Below are 23,024 nucleotides of genomic sequence, written 5' to 3' on the forward strand. Positions count from 1 at the left end.
ATTTGCCGTTAAATGAAGAAACAACCATAGTCCTGATTAAGGGATTGTGGTTGTTTTTCTTTTTGAAGCATCTGTACAGAACGGATCACTAAATTTGAGTATGGGGCGTTTATTTCAGCGTCTCCCATTTCATCCACATCTCTGGAGGGTTCATCGTGTATATTCCGTTCTCACGACTCATGAATTGATGCATGATGAACTCCCGGCGAAGGGTTGCAAAGTCATCATGGTATTGCTTGATGAATTCATTGATTTCCTTCTCCGTATAGCTCTGTCCTTGTGTAAGTCCGCTGATCATATGCTCCAGCACGATTAACTTCTTCTTCAGTTGAGCCGGGATATGCTGCAATCTTCCCGCCGATGTGAAGAAATTGGATAACACAGATTGTTTAAGCTTTTGATTTTGATCTTCCATCGGATGATCCTCTCCTTCGGGCAGGCGAGTAGCATTCTTATAAATGATGTTGGCCGTCGCGGTTCCATAAGCATTAATAAAATAGTGGTTCAATGAGAAGTAGATCGTATTCTTCTCGCGACGTTCATTGATCAGACTCGCAGCGCGAAGTTTGGCTGCATGATGCGTTATCGTGGCCGGTGTCACGAATAATTTCTCAGCCAGCACCAGTCCGTTCAATTCCCCTTCGGCCAGCAGGATCAATATTTTGATCCGGGTAGGGTCGGCCAATGCTTTATGGTAAGCAACGATTTTATCCAGTTGCACAGCTATCACCTCTGCCAATGTAGTGCTGTTAAAACTAATTTAACATACATCTAATTTAATATATATCTAATTATAAGTAAAGGATTCTTTTGCATATTTAATAAGAAACCGCCTGGCAAATAACTTGCCGGGCGGTATGGCTTCGATAACTTATTCGCTGATTATGGCTCCAAGCCGAATACGAGGGCCCCGTTCAGATAGACAGGAACGCGCTCCCAATCCGCGTAATTCGATTGGGTTGCATCATAGGAGTAGTCATCACTTTCAGCGTAATTACTCCAATCGGTCTTATTGAACCGAACTTGAATTTCCCCGGTATTTGCCCCAGGTGCAAGGGTGCCGGCCCCGGGCCCAAAGGAGACCTCCAGATAGTAATCTGCTCCGGCTGCCGGGCTGTTCAGCTTGACGAAATTGCCGATGATATTACCGCTGCCGAGCGCGGCATAGTCACAGTGGAATTCCTGCGGCTTGTCTCCATCGATCGTATAGTAATAACGAAATTTGACGTTGCTTAGAGCGATGGGCGTATCCCCGTTATTTACGATGCGGAATTGGGCGCGAATCTGATTATCGTTCGGATTGGTGTCATTTGTACGATATTGGAGGACCAGATCTCCGGCAGCAGGTACCGGAATCGCCTTAGGAGTCGCGCTGACCTCTGCGGAATACGGGCTTTCTCCAATGGCGTTCACTGCACTGATGACGTAATAATAGGTTGTATCATTCACGACGCTCGTATCCGTGTATGAAGTGCCGGTGATTGTCGCTATTGCCGTGTAAGGGCCGCCGCTTACAGTTGCCCGATGAACCGTATAGCTGTCTGCACCGGATGCTTTGCTCCAGGACAGGTCGATCTTGGCATCTCCCGCATTTGCTTTGGGATTAGCCGGAGCTTTCGGAGCAGTCGGCTCAACCGGACCGCTGCCGCCGCCTTGAATCAAGCGATCATATTCTGCATAGGCAGTGGCCATATCCACCTGAGCCCAGAAGCGGTGATAGGTGAATTCAGGCGCACCATTTTCCCACTTCTGTGTACTAGGGTTCCAAGAGGTGTTGTATTTATTTAATAAATACGGCCATGAGGAATCATTTTGGATGTTCGGGAGAACATCAATGTAGCTGGCATATACGCCATTTCCGCCCTTGGCCGGATCGGAAGGGACCGTATTGCTGCCGGGAATCGTATTGCCTTGTCCAAACGTGCCGCTCCATCCATTCGGGAAATAGATCTCCTTCGTGAAGTAACGGTAGTAATCGGCACGCGGTTCTGAAGTAGTTATGCCGATTCCGTCGTTATAGGCCCATGCCGTATCCAGCAGCGATTTGGCGGCCTGTTCGGCCTGCGACCCCAGGCCGATATCATTGCCATTCTCCGCTTTAGTTGCTGCGGCGAAGAAAGTGAGGGCTTTGATGTAGCTGCCTAATACACCAACGTCCTGTCCCGGATTGTTGACTGTGACATGCAGGTTCGGATTGCCTGTATAACTGCCAAGGCCGTTCCAGGAATCCGGTTTGCCCTGCCATTCGAGATTGCTTGGAATCCAGAATTCGCCGGGAGCGGAGACCGTAGCGATTTGCGGGTTACTGCCGCCGAGCACACGGATGCCTTGGCCATCCAGGTAGTATCCCTCGCCATCCGTTACCGGACGCTCGTTCACAAATACATAATCAAGCGACCAGTCTACCCATTTCTGCGTAATCTGCTTGGCCATTTGGAAATTGGCCGAGCTTGTATCGCCGTTTGAAGCAAGGATATAGTACAGCTCGGCGATCCGCTCTACCGGCCAGGCTTGCATGCCGAACCAGTTGTTTGATGGAGGATCATGATAGACCGGGGCTTCATCATAGGCCATTTCATAGAATGTACTAGCTCCGGCCGGATAGGCCGCATAAGAACCATTCCAGCTATTCGTTGCTCCCCCGGCGATCGCTCCTTCGCTGGATTGCAGCCAGGTGTAGAATTCAAGCTGGCGGGAGAGGGAGGTCGCCCAGTCCTGCCCGGCTGTTGGAGAGGCTGGAATGAGCCCGCCGTCCGGATCGGATAAGGCGTAGGCTGCAACGACGTTCTGATAGCCTTGATGCGCGTGGCTTGCTCCGATGCGCCAAGCCCAGTTGCCGGTTTGTCCTAGCCCGCCGCCCCAGGCTGTGTACCAAGCCATCAGATAATGGCTGGCATCCTTGCCAGTACCGGCGGATGGGATGCCGTTGGCGGCGCTGCCGATTTTTTGGAAGTATTTATCGTACATGCCGTAGCGCAAATAGTCGCCCATTTTCTCCGCTTTTTGCAAATAAACCTCGTTATCATAACCCAGTTCTTTTGCCCAATACATGGCCTGAATGGCCCGGGCGTCGGCATCGGTCGCATTGGTATAACGCCACTGCGCCGCAGGAGCATTGCTCTCCTTGGTGAACAGGGTCATGAAGCCTTCCCCCGATTTGCCGAAGGTCTTGTCATCCTGAGAAGGGTGGGAGACCGCCTCCCATACAGATTCCTGCTCGCCTCGCTGGAAGGTGTTAACATATGCTGCAGTATGGGACGGATTAAGCAAATTCCCATACCCATACCAATTATCTACATCGACGAGCCAATGCATCAGATAGGTCTGGTTGTTCCCGTAGGTAGCCTTCAATTCAGCATCGAGCGGGTCCTTGCCAGGGGAGTATTGGCCGCTAAGCTGGCTGGGATATTGGTCCGGCTGTGCGTATTCGGCCGCGTAGGTAGCCGGACTATTAGGATCGTAGTAATTCATCGTTGGCTGCTCCTGAACACCATCGCCTTCGTTAATAGGGATAATATAAGTCTCCATATTGTCCCATGCTGCTTCGAGCTTGCTCCAGTCCTCGGTATAATAGCCGTACAATACTTCAAGCCACATCCAGTAGCTGTACGCTTCCGAGGTCGTCATATGCCCGTAGTTAGGCGCTTCGCTCATCAGTGTCTCGATGGCATGATAAGGGATTCCCTCTGCGGAGTAATAACCGTTGGAGGGATCTTTGATTTGCGCATATAGCTGCAGGAAGCGGGTCTCTTCCAGGGAAGCGGCGGAAGCTTTATTAGCACCCAATCCGAAGGCGCCTGTCATAAGTGATACGAGTAACGCGGCGGTCATGACGATCGATGCGGTTTTTTGGAATACGGTCGATTTCATAGTTGTCACCAACCTTTCTTCACATTATTTGAATCCTTCTTTGAGATAATCGTCTGTATAAAAATTAAGGCTCAATCCCCCAGATGAGTGTTCCGTTCTGATACAGGGTGGCTCGCTCCCAGTCCACATAGGACTGCTGGGTCCCGTCATAGGAGTAGTCATCGCTTTCGCTATAATTGCTCCAGTCCGTCTTGTTGAAGCGGACCTGGATATCTCCGCTGTTGGCTCCCGGGGCAAGAACGCCGGCTCCGCTTGAGAAGGAGAGCTCCAGGTAATAATCGGCTCCCGGAGCCGTCGGATTCATCTTAGTGAAGCTGCCGCTTACATTGCCGCTGCCCACATAGGCATAGTCACAATGGTACTCCTGCGGCTTGTCCCCATCGATGGTGTAATAATAACGCAGCTTCACATCGCTAAGGGCAATGCTCTCCGTGCCGGTGTTAACGATGCGGAATTGGGCGCGAATCTGGTTATCGTTCGGACTCGTGTCATTGACATGGTATTGCAGCTTCAGGTCACCGAGGGCCGGTGCAGGAGCCTCATTTGGTTTGGCGCTGGCCTGGGTAGAGGGCAGGCTGTTGCCGACGCTATTTCTGGCTATGATGACATAGTAGTAGGTCGTCCCGTTAGTCAGTCCGCTATCTGTAAATGACGGGGAGTTAACCACTCCGACAGTGGTATATGGGCCACCGTTGGTTGTGGAGCGTTGGATCAAGTAGTCATCTGCCGAGTAAGCCGCATTCCAGGTGAGCTGGATCTGTGCGTTGCCGGCCGTGGCTTTAACATTTTTCGGAGCTGCGGGTACCGCAGGTTGCCCCGGATTGCTTCCGCCTTGCGGCAGTTCGCCGAAGACATGTACGCCAGCATCAAAGACCGGGATATAGAGGGACTTGGCTGGTCCGGCGCTGTTGGACGGCATCCCTTGATAAGAGAAGTCATTGCTGTTATCCCAGAAATTCGTATTGAGCGGAGCGGCGATTCGGAATTGAACCTCCTTCTTGTATGCGGATTGCCCTCCAGGATAGATGGGGGTCCCTGAGAAATCTATCTTTGTATAGTAAATATGGTTGTCCGCATCATAGGGAAGCAGCGGGGAGACTGTGGCTCCCTGATTGTAGCCTCCAGCGGATACGGTAATGTCCTCCGGACCATAACCGGCTTCAACCGCTTCGCTAATGTCGATGTAATAATGGAATGACATCGCTTCGCTGACGCGGGCCGGCCAGCCGGAACGGTTATTAAGCAGCGCGCGAATCTCTACGAAATTGCTGCCGCTGACATTCACGGAAGCTTCCACGAACATCTCGTCATCGCGGGGCTCGGGAGCCGGGAAGTTAGCAAGCGGCTGCTGTCCGTCGCCATGCAGAAGCATCATCTTCGCCAGCGCTCCGGTGAATCCGGCGTTGTAGTCGGTGGCCACTTCATTCGAGACATAATCGCTGATCGAGTCTGTATAAGCATCGTTGCTTCCAGGGCCGCCGACCAGAGCTCCATACAGGATATGGCGATGATTGGCCGGCAGGTTCTGACTATCTGCCCAGGAACCGTGAGAGGTTCGATGGTGCGGGTGCTGTGGAGCGTTGTTGCCATATCCAATCACATAACTGCTGTTGCGCGGATTATCTCCGAGCATGTAGAGAATTTGCCTTTCCGCAAATGAACGCGCGTTTATTTGCTTCGCAGAATCAGACACCCAATCGGAATACACAAATGAGATAAAAGCCTGGTTAGCTGCATAGCGCAGCGCCCCCCATTGGTCCAAATGGGCCAGTCCGCCAGGGGTATAGGTGACTCGTTCTCCGTTAATGCCGGTCGTCCAGAACTGAATGTTGCGTTCCACCGATGCTGTGAATTTCGGATCGCCGGTAATCCGGGCAAGCAGCAACTGGGCGCCATAGTGCTTGTCGTCCCAGGCATGTGTCCATTTGTAATCCCAGAGACCTTGCTGATTGATTCCCCATGTATCGCTAGCCGTAATCGCTTTGTCCAAATAAGTCTGCTCACCCGTGGCAAGATACAGCCAGACAGCCCCCCAGCTCAACTCATCCTCATATCCGCTCCAGGAATTGTAGAACTGCTTGGCGTCGGTGATGCTGTCGGAATATTTACCGCGGTATTGATCGGCGAAATTGTACAATTGCCGGGCATGCTGCAGCAGCTTGTCCGAATATGCCGGGTCGCTATTCTTGAAGATGATGGAAGCAGAGGCCAGCGCAGCGGCTGTTTCACCAGCCAAATCGGAGCCAGGATGCGTTGCATCGATCTTATAGGATGGACGCTGCATTTGCATAACCTCGGCAGGACCCCACCAATTATGATCTGCCGTTCCGTTGCCGACCTGTCCGTAAAATTCATTGGGTGCAGTATGAGCCTTGATAAAATAGTCTGTTGCCCAGCGAATATTGTCTAATATCTCATCCAGTTGTCCAGCCTTCTCATACCCTTCGCGATATTCATATACCGACCAGGCCAGCATTGTAGCGGTTGCCGCCATAGGGAGGCCGAATTTGACATGGTCTCCGGCATCATACCAGCCACCGGTCAGGTCATGTCCAACATCCGCTCCGTCTTGCAGTCCGGAATCCCCGCGCCATTCAACGCGATTATCGGCTGGCAGCTTCCCGGACCTTTGCGCCTCATAGAAATAGATCGATTTCTGCAGGGCTTCAGCGTAATTGTAGTCGGCAGAGGAAGCGCTGGCGACAGGGGAAGATGGGGAGAAGCCCGAATATGCTGTAAGCGCTAACAAAAAACTGAATGATAGCAAGCAGCTTTTCTTGATCCATGTTCTCATATTGTCTTGTCCCTCCTTCATTGTAATTAACTAATTATGTGCGGGATGCTTGTTCCAGGCTGCGGGTTGCAGGTTCCAAGTGAGAGATTATGAGATAAGTTCATCTTGTGGCTTGGCAGAGGAGTAACTTAATTTATGACAATACAAAAAAGCCCGTTCACCTCACTTTCCGTAAAAGTAGGGGACGCGCTGTCTTAAAATATCGACATTTTTCTCTGGTCCTATCCAGAATATACCATATAGACATATATATTACTATATTTTACAGTAAAAAAATTCTATTATTTCCGAAAAACAGCCAGGATCCTGTTTTAATAGGATCGCTGGCTGCTCGAAAAGAAGCAAATTACGCTTGTTTGCTGCGCGCTTGCTGAATGATCTCCTGCTGAAGCTGGTCGAGCGTCTCAATCATAGTTTGTGAAACGAGCTCCAATTCCATGATCCGCTTGTCAGCCTGCACATGCTGGTTGGATTGTATATAATCCATAGCTTCATTTGCTAGATGATGAACACTTTCGTGCCGTTCCCCTAAAGAGCGGAAGGCGGACAGGGAGGCCAGCCTAGGGTTGTCCTTGTTCTCCTTATGCCATTGAGTCAAGCGGCAAGGCTCTTGAATCTGGTTTCCTTGGTGATCGGCATGATTAAAGCCAAGTGCAGCATTGTATACCCACCAACGCAATAATAGATGATCTGTTTTCACGGTACGCAGTATTTGCGAATGGCTGAGCTGAGCGTTTATTTTAAGCGTTTTCAATCGTAAGGAGTCAACTTTGCGGCTTACCTCGTAAATATCCTTCCCCGTCGCGCTGGCGAATTGCTGAATTTCCTCCTGGTGACGCAGCAAAATAGAGGTGCGTTCCGTAATATCGCTGGTTGCTGCGGCTTGTTGTTCAACAATGGAGGCCACGTTGGCCGTGTAATCACGGAAGCCCTCAATGCGTTCCATAATCTGATCAAGACTGCCAAGCGCTTCGCTTGTTGTCTCTACGCGCTCAGCGATATGAGAACCCATCGACTTGGTCTCTTCTCCAATTTGTTTGGCCGTATCCGTGAATGCTGTGATCACCCCGGTAATTTGTCCAACAGCCTCCTTAGTCTGTTCTGACAGCTTGCGTACCTCGCTCGCTACGACAGCGAAGCCAAGACCCTGCTCTCCGGCTCTGGCGGCTTCAATGGATGCATTCAAGGCCAGCAGATTGGTCTGATTGGCGACATTATTGATTACGTCGATAATATCCGTAATATGATGAATCGATTGCAGAAATTGCTCGAAGTGCTGGCTGGAACGGGAGACATCCTGGGCCGTATCGGAGAAGTCCTGAAGCGCCTCTCGAACGGAATGCTCCACTTGCTTGGCCTGTCTCATCATGTCCTCGGATTGATCGCTTAGCTGAACGGAATGATCCGCTACCTCTTGGATCGAAGCAGTCAGTTCCTGAGCCGCTGAGCTGATATTTGTCGTCTCCTGCAAGGATAGGTTCACGGAATCAATCAGCGGTTTTACTTTATCCATTTGAATCAATTCTTCGATGATCTGGCTGTTGGTCTCTATGTACTGGAAGTCGTGGGCTTCATTGTAGGCTTCAAGCACAAGCTGAGAATCCAGCATCAGTACGCGCTGCAAGGAGATGATAATCTCGGCGACTTCGCTGGCCCTTGAGAACTTGCGGACGATAGCCGGAATGAGAATCTCGTAAATTCTTGTATAAGCCCCGATAAACCATTCAGGCGACAGCTTGATTCGGTTATGGACAAAGCCGATTTTTTTACGGGAAATGACATATTCTTCGTTAAACTCTACTCTCGGGATTGATTTCAGATATTCAACAAATGTCTTTGACAGGCGTTCTCTTGTGCTGTGATCTTTAATGATTTGCAGCATTTCGGGGATTTGGAACAGTATATCGTAATTGCTATCGGTAATGGGCTTGGCCAGATTATCAATTAATTCGGTAAGCTTGCGCAGATTGTTCAGATCTGACTGACTGATTTGCAGGAAGTATAACTTCTGTTGAAGCGCTTGCACAGAGGTGAGTTCGGATTCGGAAAGAGCCACTGGCGCCCCGGAATCTGTTTTATGGCGCATACGGAACATGGTAATAACCTCTTTTCATATGTATTTTAGTAGGATTCCTGTTTTTTCTTCTGCTGGGATAAATTTCTGGATATCGCATAGAAAAGAAGATACTCACCTCATTATGGCAAGCATCCTCTCTTAGCAATCGTTGATTGTTATTCGGCCGCTTTGTTATTTTGCTGTCTAAGCAAATCGCGTATTTCTGTGAGCAAGACTTCTTCATTCGAGGGTTTAGGAGCTTCCTCCGCAGCGGGTTTGGCCTCTTCTTTGCGTTTGAATTTATTAATAGCCTTGATGAAGAGGAAGATAGCTGCTGAGATAATCAGAAAATCAATGACTGTCTGTAGGAATACGCCATAAGCCAGTTCTGCATCCCCAACCGTAAGCACCAATCCGGATAAGTTGACGCCTCCAAGAAGCATACCCACCAGCGGCATAATAACATCACTGACGAGAGAAGCGACAATTTTGCCAAAAGCGCCACCGATGACAACCCCGACAGCCAAATCAAGTACATTGCCTTTAAGCGCAAATTCTTTAAATTCTTTGAGTATACCCATTTATTCACCTGCTTGTGTAAAAATAATGATTCCTTTTTAAGAATCCATCTTTGGTAATATATCAATAAATGTTGGATTATGCAAGAATACTGGAATAGTAGGAGATTAATAATATTGAATATTTATTCATATAATAGTATTATAATTCAAAAATATAAAAGGGAGTGAACTCAAAATGGATAGCAGATCGATTGAGGAATTATCCTTGAATCATTGGCCGTCGTTATCGACGTTAGTGTATGATGGCTGGTTGCTGCGGTTCGCGAATGGTTATACGAAGCGGGCTAATTCGATAAGCCCGATCTATGGTTCAACCTATGATCTTCAGCGGAAAATGGATGATTGCGAGAAAATGTATAGGGATCAACGGCTTCCTGTAATTTATAAAATAACTCCATTTGTGCATCCGGTGAATTTGGACGAAGTGCTAGGGGAGCGGGGATATTCGCAGCTGGATATAACCAGTGTTCAGGTGCTCGATCTGGAGCATGTCAGGCAGCCGCAACTGCAAGGGGTGAAGGTAAGCGAAGAGGCTGACCCGGCGTGGATTCATGCTTTTTGTGCGATAAATCGGGTTAAGGAAGAACACAAAGCGACGATGGTCACCATGCTGGGCAATATCAAGGCTCGTAAGGCCTTGATCAGCTTATATGCTGATGGCAGAGCCATAGCTTGCGGCTGCGGAGTGCTCGAGCGGGGATATATGGGATTGTTCGATATTGTTACGGACCCCGTTTACCGCAATCAGGGTTATGCGGAACAGATGATTCTTCATTTATTGCAATGGGGCAAGCAGCATGGAGCCAGACACAGCTATTTAGCGGTGGTCGCAAATAATGCGCCTGCCCGGCGGCTTTATGAGAAGCTCGGGTACACGGAGATTTATCGGTATTGGTATAGGGTGAAGGGGATGGGAGAACGGGCAACTCATCGTTATATCCAAAAATAAAAACCTTTTATAGCATTGTCAATTGAGGCTTGGGAGTTTGTTGCAAGTAGTATCCCACTTACGGCTTCTTCCAAAGTATTACAGGTTTCCCGTTGATGCTCCGGAGCGCATGTTCCTTTAAATGTTTTATATTGATAGCCTTCTGATTCTATTTTGTTTTCTTCAATGAAGTATGTATTTAACCATGCGCTTTTTTTAAGATCGGGAAAAGTTTGCGTCACAATATATTCGACATCCGTACTTTCTTCCAAAAAGGCTGCTTCAAGCTCTTTCATTTTTTGCTTATTGATGATCTCAATTTCATCTGCAGCAATGATTAAATCTCCATTTTGAGAAGCTGACTGTCTTTTTCTCATTCTATCGATTTCGATTCTGCGTAGATCTTCCCATGCTCTTATATTTGTATATATTTCAACTGAGTCTTTCATTCCCATCCGATGTATCCTCCTATTAATCAGGCCCTCCGGAAATCCGAAGGGCCTAAGAGATGAATCAAATTCCTAATATATATTAAGCTTCGACGGTCGCCTCGATATCCTCTGCTTGAACCTTCGGGGTTACTACCGAGACAAGCAGCTCATTTGTGGCCGAGATCAGGACGAGCCCATCCGGAAGCTCAATGTCGCCAACGTGAATGGAATCCCCAATTTCAAGATGGCTGATATCTACGATAATCGAACCCGGAATCTTGTCCGGGAAGGATTCGATTTCAATAAAGGTACTTTGGGTTTGGACGATTCCGCCCAGCTTTGTACCTCTCGGAGTACCAGCGAACTCGATGTTGACCTTGGTCCGTACGAGTTCATCCTTCTTGACACGCAGGAAATCCACATGAATATATTCCTGTGTTACCGGATCGCGCTGAATCGCCTCCAGAAGAACAGGAATCGAGTCATGATTTTCAAGATTCAGTTCAATAATACCGCCACTGCCTCGTCTTATCCATTTTCCGAATTCCTTCGTGGACAAATGGATGTTCTGATTTTCTGTGCCAGATCCGAATACAACAGCAGGAAGCCGCCCTGAATTCCTCAGTCGCTTCAATCCCGTTCGATTCATTGGTATACGTTCTTCAACTTGAAAACATGTTCTCATTATACTACACTCCTCTGAAATAGTTGGTATTCAATGCCCTCAAAATCTATCGTCTATATGACTACGGATTTCGCCCCCCGTAGCTGGGGAAGCATGAGCACCATCACATCACCCTCCTTAATACATTTAATGTAAAAAGTCGTATAAATACGCGCTAAGGCACTTCGTTCTCAGCGGAACGAAATGCCTTATTAATAGGTACGATAACATAGAAAAATGGTTCTGTCGACCACATACTGGTTTAATATGGAATTTTTCGGCTGCCGGTTTTCATTCGTTCAAATTTTTGCTAATATGAAAGCATTAGTGCTGTATGTGACTGGCGAAGCAAGTGGAATTAACCACGAGGGAGCATGCGGCTGATAAACGATTCCGTTCGCCTGGGGAAAAGTATCTTCGATTGTCTCGTCCATTTGACGGGGCGCTCGTGGATGCTTTTTTTGCTTTTTTGTCAGTAAGTAGATGGATTTGTCCAATAAAATGATGGAGAGGATGTTTGGAATGACATTGCTTATGAAAGCAAAAGTGGCGGCGGATCAAGTATATGAGACGATTCGGGCCAAGGTGGAGGAACTGAAAACCAAGGGGATTCAGCCACGTATGGCAACGATTTTGGTTGAAGGAGACCCGGCCTCTGCCTATTATGCCAAAGTCAAGCAGAAGATCGCCGAGAAACTGGGCGTTCAGTTTACACTTTATAATTTGCATGCCGAGGTCACGGAAGCAGAGGTGCTGCAGCTGGTTGCGGAGTTGAATCAGGATACGAAGGTACATGGGATTATGTTGGAGCTTCCTTTGCCCAAGCCAATTTCTGCCGCAAAAATCGAGCAGGCGATTTCACCACAAAAGGACGTGGACGGCGTGACACCGGCGAATAAATGGGCCGCGATGACTGGTGAAGCCGGACTTTATCCTGCTACACCCCAGGCTTGCATCAAGCTGCTTAAGCATTATGGGTATAGCCTGGCAGGCAAGAACGTTACTCTGGTTGGCCGGGGGCAAACGGTTGGAATGCCGCTATTTCATTTATTGCAGCGGGAGAATGCCACTGTGACCGTATGTCATTCGCGTACCCCGCACATCGCCTCGCATTTAAGTCATGCCGAGATTGCTTTTGTGGCCGTTGGACGGCCTGAAGTAGTGAACCAGCAAATGGTGCATGCAGACCTGGTTGTTATTGATGCAGGGATTAACGAAGCGGAGGATGGAAAAATGGTCGGGGATGTCGCGGCTGATGTAGCTGACCACGTTCAAGCGATATCGCCTGTACCGGGCGGTGTAGGTACATTAACGACCGCTATTTTGTATGAGAATCTGCTGAAGGCGATAGAGATTCAACGGGAGGAGGCTGGCAAGCATGAGTGAAATTACATGGCAGGATTCCATTGAGAGCTTCGTAAGCAAAGCCAGCAGTTCCAGCCCCCCCCCGGGTGGGGGCAGCGTAGCAGCGCTGGTCGCAGTACTTGGCACCGCAATGACCTCGATGGTGGGCAATGAATCGCTTAAATGAGGAGTGCAGGGAGTTATTTGATGGCGATATCGCATCTTTTAACAACTATATGTCCGCTTTGAAGCTGCCGAAGGAGACGGAGGCCGAGAAGCTGGCCCGTAAGCAAGCGATCTATGAAGCTGCGATCAACGCGATCGAAGTTCCGGTTCAGCTTATGGAAGTGTGCAGGACCGGTATAGAATGTGCTTATAGCATCGCAGAGAGCTCGAACAAAAATGTCATCTCCGATCTCGGCATCAGCGCCATTTTGTTCGAAGCAGCCGCTCAATCGGCTTTACTGACCGTTGAGATCAATTTAGCCTCGCTGAAGGATCTGGAATTGAAGCAGCAGTATGCCGATAAGGTGTCCACATTAATGCAGCAAATCAGCGATTTGAAGAATAAAGCGTCGCGAATTATTCAGGATCGAATCGAGGGTTGACCCTTTAGAGCGGCCCAGTCAGGCTCGCGAATTTGCGGCTGCCTTCCCCTGGCGTGGCGTAAGGGGAGCAGTCCTTTTTAGTCTTTTTTTGGGGTTGCCTTTTTGGTTGCTTTTAGGTTGCCTTTAGGTTGTCTTTTGGGCTGCCTGGGTGGGGCGCCCAGTCTGGGTTCCCTGCCTTCAGTACACTAACGGAAGCCACAGCCCTTATTTCGAAGATTTCAGCCATTATACAGATTTAACGGAAATCTGTGCCGCTATTACCTGCCGATTAGCTACAATTCACAATAAATCCCCTTAATAAGGTCGTTCATTTCCGTTAGATTTTCCAAAGCTGCTTTTTCGACCCAATAGCGTCCCTCATTTCCGTTAGAACTTAAACCAACTAGACCCACTCATCAGCTGCAACATTTTGGCGTCTGTATATCGATAGTAGCAAGCATGTGATCCTAAGGTGAATGTCCCATACCATATTCTGTGTGTCGTAATCAGAAAAATGCTTTGTGTACCTTGATGAAATCATAAAAAAGAGGGCGAATCTTAATCCGCTCTCTTTTTAATCGGTACATACAAATCCACCTTGCATTTACCTTCAGGATCGGTGGCCGGGTCGTTCTTGCAGAACTCCAGACACGGCCTCTCATCAGGCTCGTATTCGCTGTTCGGAAGCCATTGCGCAAATATACTCTGGTAGGTGATTCCGAGCTTATCAGGTGTATCATAGAACTGGAACAAAGCGTTCAGTCCGCCAGGCAGCCGCTTGAAGCTAATGCCAACCCGCTCTTGCTTCTTGAAATGAGCGGGCAAGGTGACGCAAGCATCATAACGGCAAGCGAATTCGTCTACGGCACCCGGATCATCCAGAGAAATTCCGATAAAATATTGATCGGCAGGAGAGAGGCTATGTTCACTTGCCCAGCTCCCAATTTGAGCCCATGCATAATGGGTGTCCAGATAGCTGCCGACATGTCTTGCATAAGCTACCTCATACTCGGGTAATTCTTTGACAGATATATTCATATTCCAGATCCTCCTAAAAAAGCTGCTTTCGTTACTTCTATAGTAACTAAGAGGAGCTGTGATCTCTGCCGGAATATTGCTGGAATCTTGCGAGAAATTGCGATGTTTATAGTCGGCTCTTATCTCGCTAGGGGTCTTGTTATAGTATCTCTTAAAGGCCGAATTAAAGGTAGTAATCGAGTCGAATCCGCAAAGCTGGGCGATATCCGTAACGCTTGTAGTAGTGCTAGTCAAGTACTGGATCGCTTTAAGCAGACGTATCTCGTTGACATAGGCAATAGGCGTCTTGCCCACCATCGAAGTGAAAATTCTGCTGAAATGATACTTCGAGAAGTTGGCGTATTCCGCGAGTTCATCCAGCGTCAGCTTGCGATCGCTATGATCCTTAATGTATTGAACAACCTGGTTCATTCTTTCTAAATAATCATGATTCATCGTCGTTATTCCTTTAGATATAATTGCAGGGCAGGGGCAAACTTATAAATCAGTTTCATAAATAAGATCAGCGCTGATTTTCAGCTCTTTACTAAAAATGATGTAAATAAGGAGCTGCCTGGCCCGGCGGGCGTAGCGCCAGCATCATTCCCTATGCAAAATGTACCGTCCTTGTGAAATTCAAGAACAGCCAGAATCAACTCAGATGACATTTTCATCAGGATGGACTGCGTCAACTCAACCAATGATCAGGAACCCTTAAGTCATGAGGTAATCGGGTGTCTTGATTGCCTTTTGCGGAATTCACCTGAGCTTGACTCAGGAAAATACATCCGATCAGATTAGCCCCCGATAAATCAGCATCTCGCAAGTCGGCGCCGATGAAATCTGCTTTTCTTAGGTCAGCATTGTTCAGATTAGCCGCTATCAATAATGCGCCCCTCAAATTCATACCTTGCAGATTAGCCTCCTTCAGATTAGCCCCAATAAGATCGCGGTGTGACATGTTGTCCTGGCTGCGCTGAACATGTTCTGTGCGAACAAGTTCACTGGTATGTATGAGCAGAGGATTCACCATTGCGCGATGGCTGGATATATCGAGGTTCAGAATCTCCGCCGGGCTAAGTCTGGTTAAAGATAAAGTCAGCTCATAGATATTCAACAGCTCGTTCTTAATGGTGCGTGTTTCCGCCAAGTCCAAGGCTTGATTTAAATAGTAGAGCATCTCGTGCAATTGTTGAACAATGGGGAATACCGCATACATTTCTGTGGATAGCACCGTGCTATCTCTCCAGTCCCTGCCTTTGTAGATCTCCTGCGAGACATGCTGTCCTGCACCAAAGCATTCATAGGCAACACATCCGCGAAATCCTTTGTCTCGCAAATGCTCGTGAATGCCGCAGCGATGATCAGCCCCCAGGTTGCGGCAAGGAACCCCATCTGCTTTGCTATATGCAAAATCCGCAGATTTTGCGTACGGTAAGGCCACACAACATAATCCAAAGCATTGTTCACAATTAGAATATAGATTGCGGTTCATGAAGAACACTTCCTAGTTAAAATTTACACTACTATTGTAATGGAATATTTTATTCCCACCAATGCTTTTTCTCGATATTCCTGCATCCTACAATTTGGCGTTTCCAGGGACGGTGATTTTAATATCATTAATCGAACCTATAAACCAATGATTCCTACCAACACAGGATAGCCCATGTAATGAAGCAGAATGTTTCTATATTTTAACGCTCAGCGCCTTCCCAATCCCCACTTGATTTCTTTGCGAATCTATCATCCTCGACATCATCAGGAATAGGATTAATGCTTCAATGATAAACAGGACGAAGGGAATCACTCTACTCATCAACTTATTGTTATGTATAGCGTGAGTTATTTGCGCATCGTTGAAAGTTCGCTCTTTGCTTACTTGATCCCAATAGGGATGAAGCTTGGACTGAGCCTTAAAAACCCCGGCTATTTGTTCATTATCGTAGTCTTTCTCAGCCTCTATCATGAAAAAGCTGTCTATGATTCCAGGAATCGCATCCTGGGTTATGTAAGCTACTCCATAGCTTTTATAATCCTGGATTCCGTTCTCTTTGGTGTATTCAACATTCTCAATTAAGCCGCTAATGATAAATTCCAAGTTCTTTTCATTCGTGTTAATGGTGATTTTATCACCCACTTGAATATGATGTTCCTTGGCATAATGGGAATCCAATAAGAGGTCATCTTTTTTTGACGGCATATTGCCCTTAAAGATTGCAGGTGTATTGATTTCATTGGTGGCGGGAAGCGAATAAATTTTTAGTGTGGCCTTGTCATTCTTGAAGACCTGCGTGGCATCCAAGGTGTAATGTCCCTCCATTTTATGAATACCTTTAATTTTGTTCAAATCAGCTATACCATCCTTGGATATGCGGGTGTAATGGACATTCAAGTCGCTTAGATGGTGTTCAGCAAAGTAATCCTCTGTGCAGCCGCCAAGATTGCCGCTCAAAGTGATTAGTCCGGTACAAAAAAATGCTCCTACTGTGATAACCAGGACAAAGGCTGTAAGCTGCCCGACAGAATGATTGATATCTCTCAATAATTTGATGAATAATCTTATCATTACCACTCAATCCCTTCGACACTTTGTTTCCCCTTATTCGCCGTAATGCTCTCTATCCGTCCGCTCCCCTTGAATATGGAGAAATTCATTCCATTCAGAGCTTTCATAGATATTTCTCCCACTTTGTATTCTTTTGTTGCATCCTTTAATTTGACGAATGGATTCACTCGCTACGGCTCCTCGTCGGGTATTTATTCTAGTATTCATAATATACCGATCGGAAAATGCTGCATCATGCAGCCGATGTATCTTGCTCTCCGTCTCGGGAAGGAGATTAAAAGGCTGCTGCTCTTGCAAAAGGAAAAGAAAACCGGCTCCAAATAGGAACCGGCTTCTGTGTAAATTTACTTCTTGCACGTATTAATCTTCAGGAAACAATCGTATATCATGGGACTAAATACTCATAAATGCACTACCGATAAATCCCTGGCTATAGTAATATACTATTAAGACTAGCCAGATTTGGAGTGAACATGGTTGAAGAAGTTCTTTTATTTTTTAGGTTATTGTATATTATTGTTTGTTCTCGTCGCGAGAGGACTGCATTATACGGGGAAAATCATTTCGCACAATAAACTGAAACCGATTACGAATCAAATTGTAGCCGACCTTAGTTATTTGGCTGAAAATGATAGTTTTAATCCTACAAAAGAATGGATAAATCAATACATAGATCAGTTATATAATTCAAATATCATTAACAATAGGGAAGACATTGAAATCAGAATTTCAGAAATCGAAGACATGTATTTCATTGATGCTTACTACAGGAAATATACAGACCTATTAACTTTGCATGCACATAGCAGTAACAAGGGTTTTTTGGCCAGCCCTGTATCTGGAAATATAACTGTATCCAATGAGAAAGAAGAAACGTTCTATGAAGATGATTCTGAGCAAATCGTAAATGCACCGCTCGAACCTATAGAAAACCATGGGGATATTCCCGTAGATCATCAGATTTCATTAGATGCCTCAGCGTCCAATGCTGCTGATGATGAAGATGAACCGGGATCGGATTATTTTACGCTGCGAGACAGCTTGCCATTGCTTGAGGCAGTTTATAATAGCGATACAGAGCAAGTACTGACACTGCTCAAAAAAACAAATATAAACCTACAAGATGAAAGAGGATTTACTCCTCTAATGATCGCTGTCCGAGTTTGGGATACCGAGATGGTAAAGCTGCTGCTAAACAAAGGGGCGGACCCTGATTTAAAGGATGAAGAGGGATGGACGGCTCTTATGCTTGCCGCAGGAGAAAATAATAGTTCTTCGGTAGATGGTCCTGTTGATGGGGATAGTGATCTGTATGAGATGATGGAATACCTCTTAGATAGCGGCGCAGACCCCAATGTTACTAATCTTGATGGGTACACCGCATTAATGTGGGCAGCCCAAAGTAATGATGTCCGCATTGTTAAATTATTGTTGGATCATTCTGCTATTCCGGGTATAGTTGCATATGACGGGAACACGGCGATGAAGAATGCACAGATGGTGGAAAACAGGTCTATTCAGTCACTACTCATTCAAGCTGAAATAAATGAATGATTATGGTAAGCCATTTGGCGGAATTCGTGCTGAAAGTTCCAGTGGTATGATCCCCTTCCAAGTAGACACTCGGATGAACTTCCCTGTTAATGGAGTTTGAAGTGCCCCTGGAAGGGGATTTTTTTATGGGGATAAAAAAAGGACGTTGTTCTCTTAACGTTCCATCAGAGAGTTCATGATACTAACAATGCTTTGTTTACTTATGGGCTCAGCATGCCCTACAACACAAATATCAAAATCAAATCCTTCTATCGCAGCCATTAAAGAACGCAATTTCTCTTTATTCAAGTAGCAATCATTATAATAATCCACGCCAACCGCATCGCCTATAAATAACACTCTTTCTTGGGGGATCAAGATGCAGACGGAATCCTCGCTATGCGGTGAGGGAAGATGATGCAATTCTGCAGTAATGCCGCCCAGATCGATTTCCAAATATCCGTTGAAGGAGATATCGGAGGTTACCACTCGTATTTCCGATAATGCAGGGTATTCATTCCGGATACAGGTATCGGCAAATTCAATCTCTTCGCCTGCTTCCAATCTCATTTTCATTGCAGAATCTGTCCATTCCCATTTCGCGATCTCCGCTAATTTATCATTCGTTTTTTGATGGGCAAGGGTAGTCCCCTTCACGGCATGCATTCCAAATGTGTGATCCCAGTGCCAATGCGTAATGGCAATGATCTCCGGGTTTCTTAAACCTTCATTGCTCACGGCTTCATTAAATTCTTCCACATGATTTTTGGAATTGCCTGAGTCTACCATTAAGGAACGTTTTTGCCCATTGATATAACCAAGAACCGGCCTGTCCGATTCTTTGCTGAACATCGTATAGAATACATGATCCGTTATGCGTCTTAGTTCCATAAAACAGTTCCTCCAATATCGTATAAATTACACCCTTAGTGAGCCGCGGAATCCTCTGCTGGCATAGTAAGAATCCGCACCGTTATGATACACAAAGACCTTTCCGTAACGGAAATCGCCAAAAATGGCGCCGCCATGTGATCTGATGTCCGCAGGGGTCTTTAGCCAGCTTGATGTTTTTGTATCAAAATTTCCAAGTTTCTGCAGTTCCCTGTATTGCTCCTCCGTTAAAAGCTCTATGCCCATGGAAGCCGCCATATCCATCACGCTGTTTTCCGGCTTATGCTGTTTTCGAGACTCCAACGCTTCACGGTCATAACAAATACTTCTGCGGCCTTTTGGACTTTCCGCTGCGCAATCATAAAAGATGAACTCATTCGTCTCCGCATCGTAGCCAACAACATCGGGTTCTCCTCCGGTGAGCTCCATTTCATGAAGTGACCACAACTTCTCCGCGTTAGCTTCCAGCTTGGTTTGTACTCCAATCCATTCAAGATCTATATGACGGTCCATGCTGCTCTGAAAACGGACCTTTAATGCCTGAAGCAGTTCTTCACGCTGCTCCGGGGATAATTGCCTTTTCATCTTTTCCATAATAAAAACCTCCTCAAATGAGATGTTACGAGTATTAACGGGCCGGCCGAACTGAATACATTATAACAATAAGTCATTGCCAAGGGGAGAATTCACACTTGTTTTAATGAAACATAACTGCCTTCTTTCACGTATATCCCTTTAGTTTCATAATTTTAACCAAGAAAACGATAGAGAAACCTATAGACTATCGTAGAGGATATGTGAATGCCGAATATGAAAAAGCGAAGGTGGATTTTATGGCTGTCAGCTTTGGGGCTTATCGCGGCCATTTCAATGACAATTTTCTTGCAAATCATTATTCATTCTAATGTGCCGGAACTTGCAGAAGGCAGCATTGAGCAGCGGTACGCACAGCAAGGAAGCTACCATGTAAAGGTAAAAGAGGTTAAGAGTACGAGCGGAGAGGCTTTATATAGAATATACTACCCGGCATTTCAAGCGGACGAATCCTATCCTATTATTTCCTGGGGGAATGGAACAGGCGCCACGCCGGATCGCTATGATGGGCTCTTGACACATCTGGCAAGCTGGGGATTTATTGTAATAGATTCCTATAGCCAAACAACGGGAACAGGACGTGAAATTGTCGAGGCTATTGATTATTTGAGGAAGGAAAACGGACTAACAAACAGCTTGTTTTATCAAAAAATACAAATGGAGCAAATTGGCGTAGCTGGACATTCTCAAGGGTCTACCGGGGTTATTAATGCTCATACCAACTACAAAAGCGGATCGTTGATTAAAACGGTTGTATCCATTGCTCTCCCGGATTTGAAGCACTGTGATCCAGAAGATGTGTACGATACTTCGCGTATTACCGTTCCTTTTCTCGTTATGGGCGGTACACGGGATTTTATAATCTCACCGCTATCAACCAATCAATCAGCCTTGCATACCGCTAACGCAAGCACGCCTGTGATGATGGGGATGGCCAAAGGTGCCGCTCATACAGCGATTGAAGGGGAGGGAGGCAATCATAGGGGATATTTGACGGCCTGGATGAGATTTCGGCTGTATGATGATCAGGAAGCTAGGAAGGCATTTTATGGTGCTTCGTCCGAGATGATGCATAATACAAATTGGGTGGACGTTATGCAAGCAAATATGGACGATCAATAATTTGAGCAGCAACAAAAAAACGGCGTATTTGCCGTTTTTTTGTTAGCATTATTATGGGACGTGGTGGCTACTTAATGAATTAGCAACCATTCCCTACAGGCATCTGCACGTAGTTGCAGTTCATTAAACAGCACGCCAGCATGGTAGCCGTCGCAAACGGCATGGTGGAATTGCCCTGACAAGGGCAGCTTTATTTTTCCATCGTGCTGAAAATATTTCCCCATTGTAAAGATAGGGAGCAAATACGTTCCTTCGTTATATATACATTCAGGTTAAAGCCCGTGAAACTGACCCACGGAATGATAGAAATGGAGAAGAGGTTTATCATACCCTTATCACATTCCTTCTAGAAGTGATCTACCGCTTCTATTTATCTGCACGTTATTTCAGTAGGCTGATATCTCTCATCTATTCTTTTCGAACCAACAGGGTTACGGCTTCCACATGACTCGTCTGCGGAAACATATCCACTGGCTGCACCCATTCCAGGGAGTAGCCACCGTCCAGCAGGTCCTTGCAATCTTTGGCTAAGGTAGACGGATTGCAGGAGACGTAGACGAAGCGCTTCGGCTTCGTGCGCAGCACCGCTTTGATGAAGCGGGAATCCAGACCGGTGCGCGGCGGGTCGGCGATGATCACGTCAGGGGAGAAGCCGTTCTTCACCCAGCGCGGCAGCAGTTCCTCGGCGTAGCCTTCGTAGAAGGCGGTGTTGGAACGCCCATTACGAAGCGCATTAGCCTTGGCATCTTCGACCGCTTCCGGGATCGATTCAATTCCGCGCACCTCGCGCGCATAGGGAGCGAGCCACAATCCGATCGTACCCGTGCCGCAATAGGCATCGACGACCGTCTCCTTGCCGGTTAATCCGGCGGCAGCTCTTACCATCTCGTAGAGCTTCACGGTCTGCAGCGGGTTTAGCTGGAAGAAGGCGCGCGGAGACAAAGTGAATTCCAGATCGCCCAGCGATTCCTGAATGCTATCCTCGCCCCACAGGCTTACCGTCCGATTACCGAAAACCAGCGAAGTGTTCTTCGGATTAATATTCATAGCGATACTCGTCAGTCCGGGAATCGCGAGCCGTAATTCCTTGATTAATTGTTCTTGCTTCGGAAGCTTATCGCTGCTCGTCACAAGTGTGATTTGCAGCTCTTCAGACTGAAAGCCGAAGCGAACCACAATAGTACGAACCAGCCCCTGATTGCTTTTCTCCTTATAGACAGGAATTTGCAGCCGCTGCAGCACCTTGCGTGCCTGGTCTACAGCTTCATTCACCTTCGGATGCTGAATCGGGCAACCGGTAATATCGACCAATTGATGGGAGTCAGCCGCATACAGGCCGGCGATTATGCCATCCGGACCCATTCCCAGCTGCAATTGCGCCTTGTTCCGGTATCCCCAGGGATGATCCATGCCAAGCATCGGCTTCATCCGGACATTTTCAAGACCGGCATAACGCGAGAAGGCCTCGCGTACGATGTCTTCCTTCGCAGCCATTTGCCCTTCATAGGATAAATGCTGGATCTGACAGCCGCCGCAGATGCTAAATACCGGACATGGGGCGTCAACCCGATAAGCCGAACGCTTTTCAATGTGCTTGATCTCGGCTCCAATGTATCTCGGTTCTACTTTGGTGACCTCCGCCTTGATGACCTCTCCCGGCAAGGCCCCGTTAATGAATACGGCTTTTCGCCGGTAATATCCGACCCCTTCGCCATTAATACCCAGCCGTTTGATCGTTACGACGATGCGGTCTCCCGCACGCAGCTCCTCCGCCGAATCGCGGCTGGCAACTCGGTCCGGGGCAGGGCGCTTTGGCTTCGGGTTATTTTTAGAATTCGGTTTTGAGCTAGGGTTTGCTTTATGATAGGTTTTGCCTTTCATCTTAAATCTCCATCCTGGATCAGTTTGTTAATGCAAATGATACAGTGTAGCGTGTCCAGGGTCAATGAAACCTCCATTTAATGCAGTAAGAGGCCTCATTGCGGATTGAATCGGTTGCCCAATTGGACAAAGCCCAGTAAACTTAATGAATAGAAACTGGGC

At 47.1% G+C, this 23,024-nt stretch carries 17 protein-coding genes, 2 pseudogenes and 1 riboswitch; of the genes and pseudogenes, 5 read left to right on the plus strand and 14 right to left on the minus strand.

Annotation, left to right across the window (positions count from 1 at the left end; all coding sequences use genetic code 11):
• Positions 1 to 109: 109 nt before the first annotated feature.
• From BN1360_RS12040 to mscL, 5 genes are all read right to left on the minus strand, one after another.
• Positions 110 to 721: a DUF2087 domain-containing protein gene (locus tag BN1360_RS12040; RefSeq protein ID WP_068780096.1), complete on the minus strand. Its 612-nt coding sequence runs from the start codon at positions 719 to 721 to the stop codon at positions 110 to 112.
• 161 nt (positions 722 to 882) lie between these two features.
• Entirely contained in the window at positions 883 to 3,870 is a 2,988-nt protein-coding gene (locus tag BN1360_RS12045) for a glycoside hydrolase family 48 protein (RefSeq protein ID WP_068780097.1), read from the minus strand.
• Between the two features lie 64 nt (positions 3,871 to 3,934).
• A complete protein-coding gene (locus BN1360_RS12050) occupies positions 3,935 to 6,664 on the minus strand; it encodes a glycoside hydrolase family 9 protein (RefSeq protein WP_068780098.1) in 2,730 nt (909 codons plus the stop codon).
• Positions 6,665 to 7,010: 346 nt separating this feature from the next.
• Positions 7,011 to 8,759: a globin-coupled sensor protein gene (locus BN1360_RS12055; protein ID WP_068780099.1), complete on the minus strand. Its 1,749-nt coding sequence runs from the start codon at positions 8,757 to 8,759 to the stop codon at positions 7,011 to 7,013.
• 137 nt (positions 8,760 to 8,896) lie between these two features.
• On the minus strand, positions 8,897 to 9,295 hold the full coding sequence (gene mscL, locus BN1360_RS12060) for a large conductance mechanosensitive channel protein MscL (RefSeq protein WP_195714315.1): 399 nt from the start codon (positions 9,293 to 9,295) through the stop codon (positions 8,897 to 8,899).
• 181 nt (positions 9,296 to 9,476) lie between these two features.
• Between mscL and BN1360_RS12065 the strand changes: the two genes are divergently transcribed.
• A complete protein-coding gene (locus BN1360_RS12065) occupies positions 9,477 to 10,250 on the plus strand; it encodes a GNAT family N-acetyltransferase (protein ID WP_068780101.1) in 774 nt (257 codons plus the stop codon).
• Here the strand turns inward: BN1360_RS12065 and BN1360_RS12070 are convergent.
• Both BN1360_RS12070 and BN1360_RS12075 read right to left on the minus strand, forming a co-directional pair.
• Entirely contained in the window at positions 10,235 to 10,684 is a 450-nt protein-coding gene (locus BN1360_RS12070; protein WP_068780102.1) for a hypothetical protein, read from the minus strand. The two genes, BN1360_RS12065 and BN1360_RS12070, sit on opposite strands and share 16 nt — an antisense overlap.
• Before the next feature lie 76 nt (positions 10,685 to 10,760).
• Positions 10,761 to 11,345, minus strand: a complete 585-nt coding sequence (locus BN1360_RS12075) for a 50S ribosomal protein L25 (RefSeq protein WP_068780103.1) — start codon at positions 11,343 to 11,345, stop codon at positions 10,761 to 10,763.
• 305 nt (positions 11,346 to 11,650) lie between these two features.
• Positions 11,651 to 11,738, plus strand: a riboswitch (ZMP/ZTP riboswitch).
• Positions 11,739 to 11,846: 108 nt separating this feature from the next.
• On the opposite strand from BN1360_RS12075, the gene BN1360_RS12080 reads away from it, so the two are divergent.
• Positions 11,847 to 12,710 (plus strand): bifunctional 5,10-methylenetetrahydrofolate dehydrogenase/5,10-methenyltetrahydrofolate cyclohydrolase, encoded by an 864-nt coding sequence (locus BN1360_RS12080; RefSeq protein ID WP_068780104.1) that lies wholly within the window; start codon positions 11,847 to 11,849, stop codon positions 12,708 to 12,710.
• Positions 12,703 to 13,276 (plus strand): annotated as a pseudogene (locus tag BN1360_RS12085) (cyclodeaminase/cyclohydrolase family protein). Before BN1360_RS12080 ends, BN1360_RS12085 begins: the two are co-directional and overlap by 8 nt.
• Before the next feature lie 537 nt (positions 13,277 to 13,813).
• Here the strand turns inward: BN1360_RS12085 and BN1360_RS12090 are convergent.
• The 3 genes from BN1360_RS12090 to BN1360_RS12100 all read right to left on the minus strand — a co-directional run bounded on the left by BN1360_RS12090 (position 13,814) and on the right by BN1360_RS12100 (position 16,841).
• Entirely contained in the window at positions 13,814 to 14,728 is a 915-nt protein-coding gene (locus BN1360_RS12090; protein WP_082790041.1) for an AraC family transcriptional regulator, read from the minus strand.
• A 232-nt stretch (positions 14,729 to 14,960) separates the two neighbouring features.
• On the minus strand, positions 14,961 to 15,767 hold the full coding sequence (locus BN1360_RS12095) for a pentapeptide repeat-containing protein (protein ID WP_068780105.1): 807 nt from the start codon (positions 15,765 to 15,767) through the stop codon (positions 14,961 to 14,963).
• A gap of 195 nt (positions 15,768 to 15,962) precedes the next feature.
• Positions 15,963 to 16,841, minus strand: a complete 879-nt coding sequence (locus BN1360_RS12100) for an ABC transporter permease family protein (protein WP_068780106.1) — start codon at positions 16,839 to 16,841, stop codon at positions 15,963 to 15,965.
• A gap of 477 nt (positions 16,842 to 17,318) precedes the next feature.
• Here BN1360_RS12100 and BN1360_RS12105 point away from each other — a divergent pair, with 477 nt between their 5' ends.
• Complete coding sequence (locus tag BN1360_RS12105; RefSeq protein ID WP_068780107.1) at positions 17,319 to 18,395, plus strand: ankyrin repeat domain-containing protein; 1,077 nt, start codon at positions 17,319 to 17,321, stop codon at positions 18,393 to 18,395.
• Positions 18,396 to 18,548: 153 nt separating this feature from the next.
• Here BN1360_RS12105 and BN1360_RS12110 read toward each other — a convergent pair whose 3' ends face one another.
• Both BN1360_RS12110 and BN1360_RS12115 read right to left on the minus strand, forming a co-directional pair.
• A complete protein-coding gene (locus BN1360_RS12110; protein WP_068780108.1) occupies positions 18,549 to 19,265 on the minus strand; it encodes an MBL fold metallo-hydrolase in 717 nt (238 codons plus the stop codon).
• A 27-nt stretch (positions 19,266 to 19,292) separates the two neighbouring features.
• On the minus strand, positions 19,293 to 19,859 hold the full coding sequence (locus BN1360_RS12115) for a DUF4256 domain-containing protein (RefSeq protein ID WP_068780109.1): 567 nt from the start codon (positions 19,857 to 19,859) through the stop codon (positions 19,293 to 19,295).
• A gap of 207 nt (positions 19,860 to 20,066) precedes the next feature.
• On the opposite strand from BN1360_RS12115, the gene BN1360_RS12120 reads away from it, so the two are divergent.
• Positions 20,067 to 20,981 carry a poly(ethylene terephthalate) hydrolase family protein gene (locus BN1360_RS12120; protein WP_068780110.1) on the plus strand — a complete coding sequence of 305 codons (915 nt, stop codon included), beginning with the start codon at positions 20,067 to 20,069 and terminating at the stop codon, positions 20,979 to 20,981.
• Between the two features lie 71 nt (positions 20,982 to 21,052).
• Here the strand turns inward: BN1360_RS12120 and BN1360_RS12125 are convergent.
• Both BN1360_RS12125 and rlmD read right to left on the minus strand, forming a co-directional pair.
• Positions 21,053 to 21,303, minus strand: a pseudogene (locus BN1360_RS12125) (CatA-like O-acetyltransferase); the annotation flags it as partial.
• 86 nt (positions 21,304 to 21,389) lie between these two features.
• Positions 21,390 to 22,862, minus strand: coding sequence for a 23S rRNA (uracil(1939)-C(5))-methyltransferase RlmD (gene rlmD, locus BN1360_RS12130; RefSeq protein ID WP_068780111.1), 1,473 nt, complete (start codon positions 22,860 to 22,862; stop codon positions 21,390 to 21,392).
• Positions 22,863 to 23,024 lie beyond the last annotated feature (162 nt).

This window comes from Paenibacillus sp. GM2 (assembly GCF_900069005.2).
In the GTDB taxonomy this organism is placed as follows: Bacteria; Bacillota; Bacilli; order Paenibacillales; family Paenibacillaceae; genus Fontibacillus.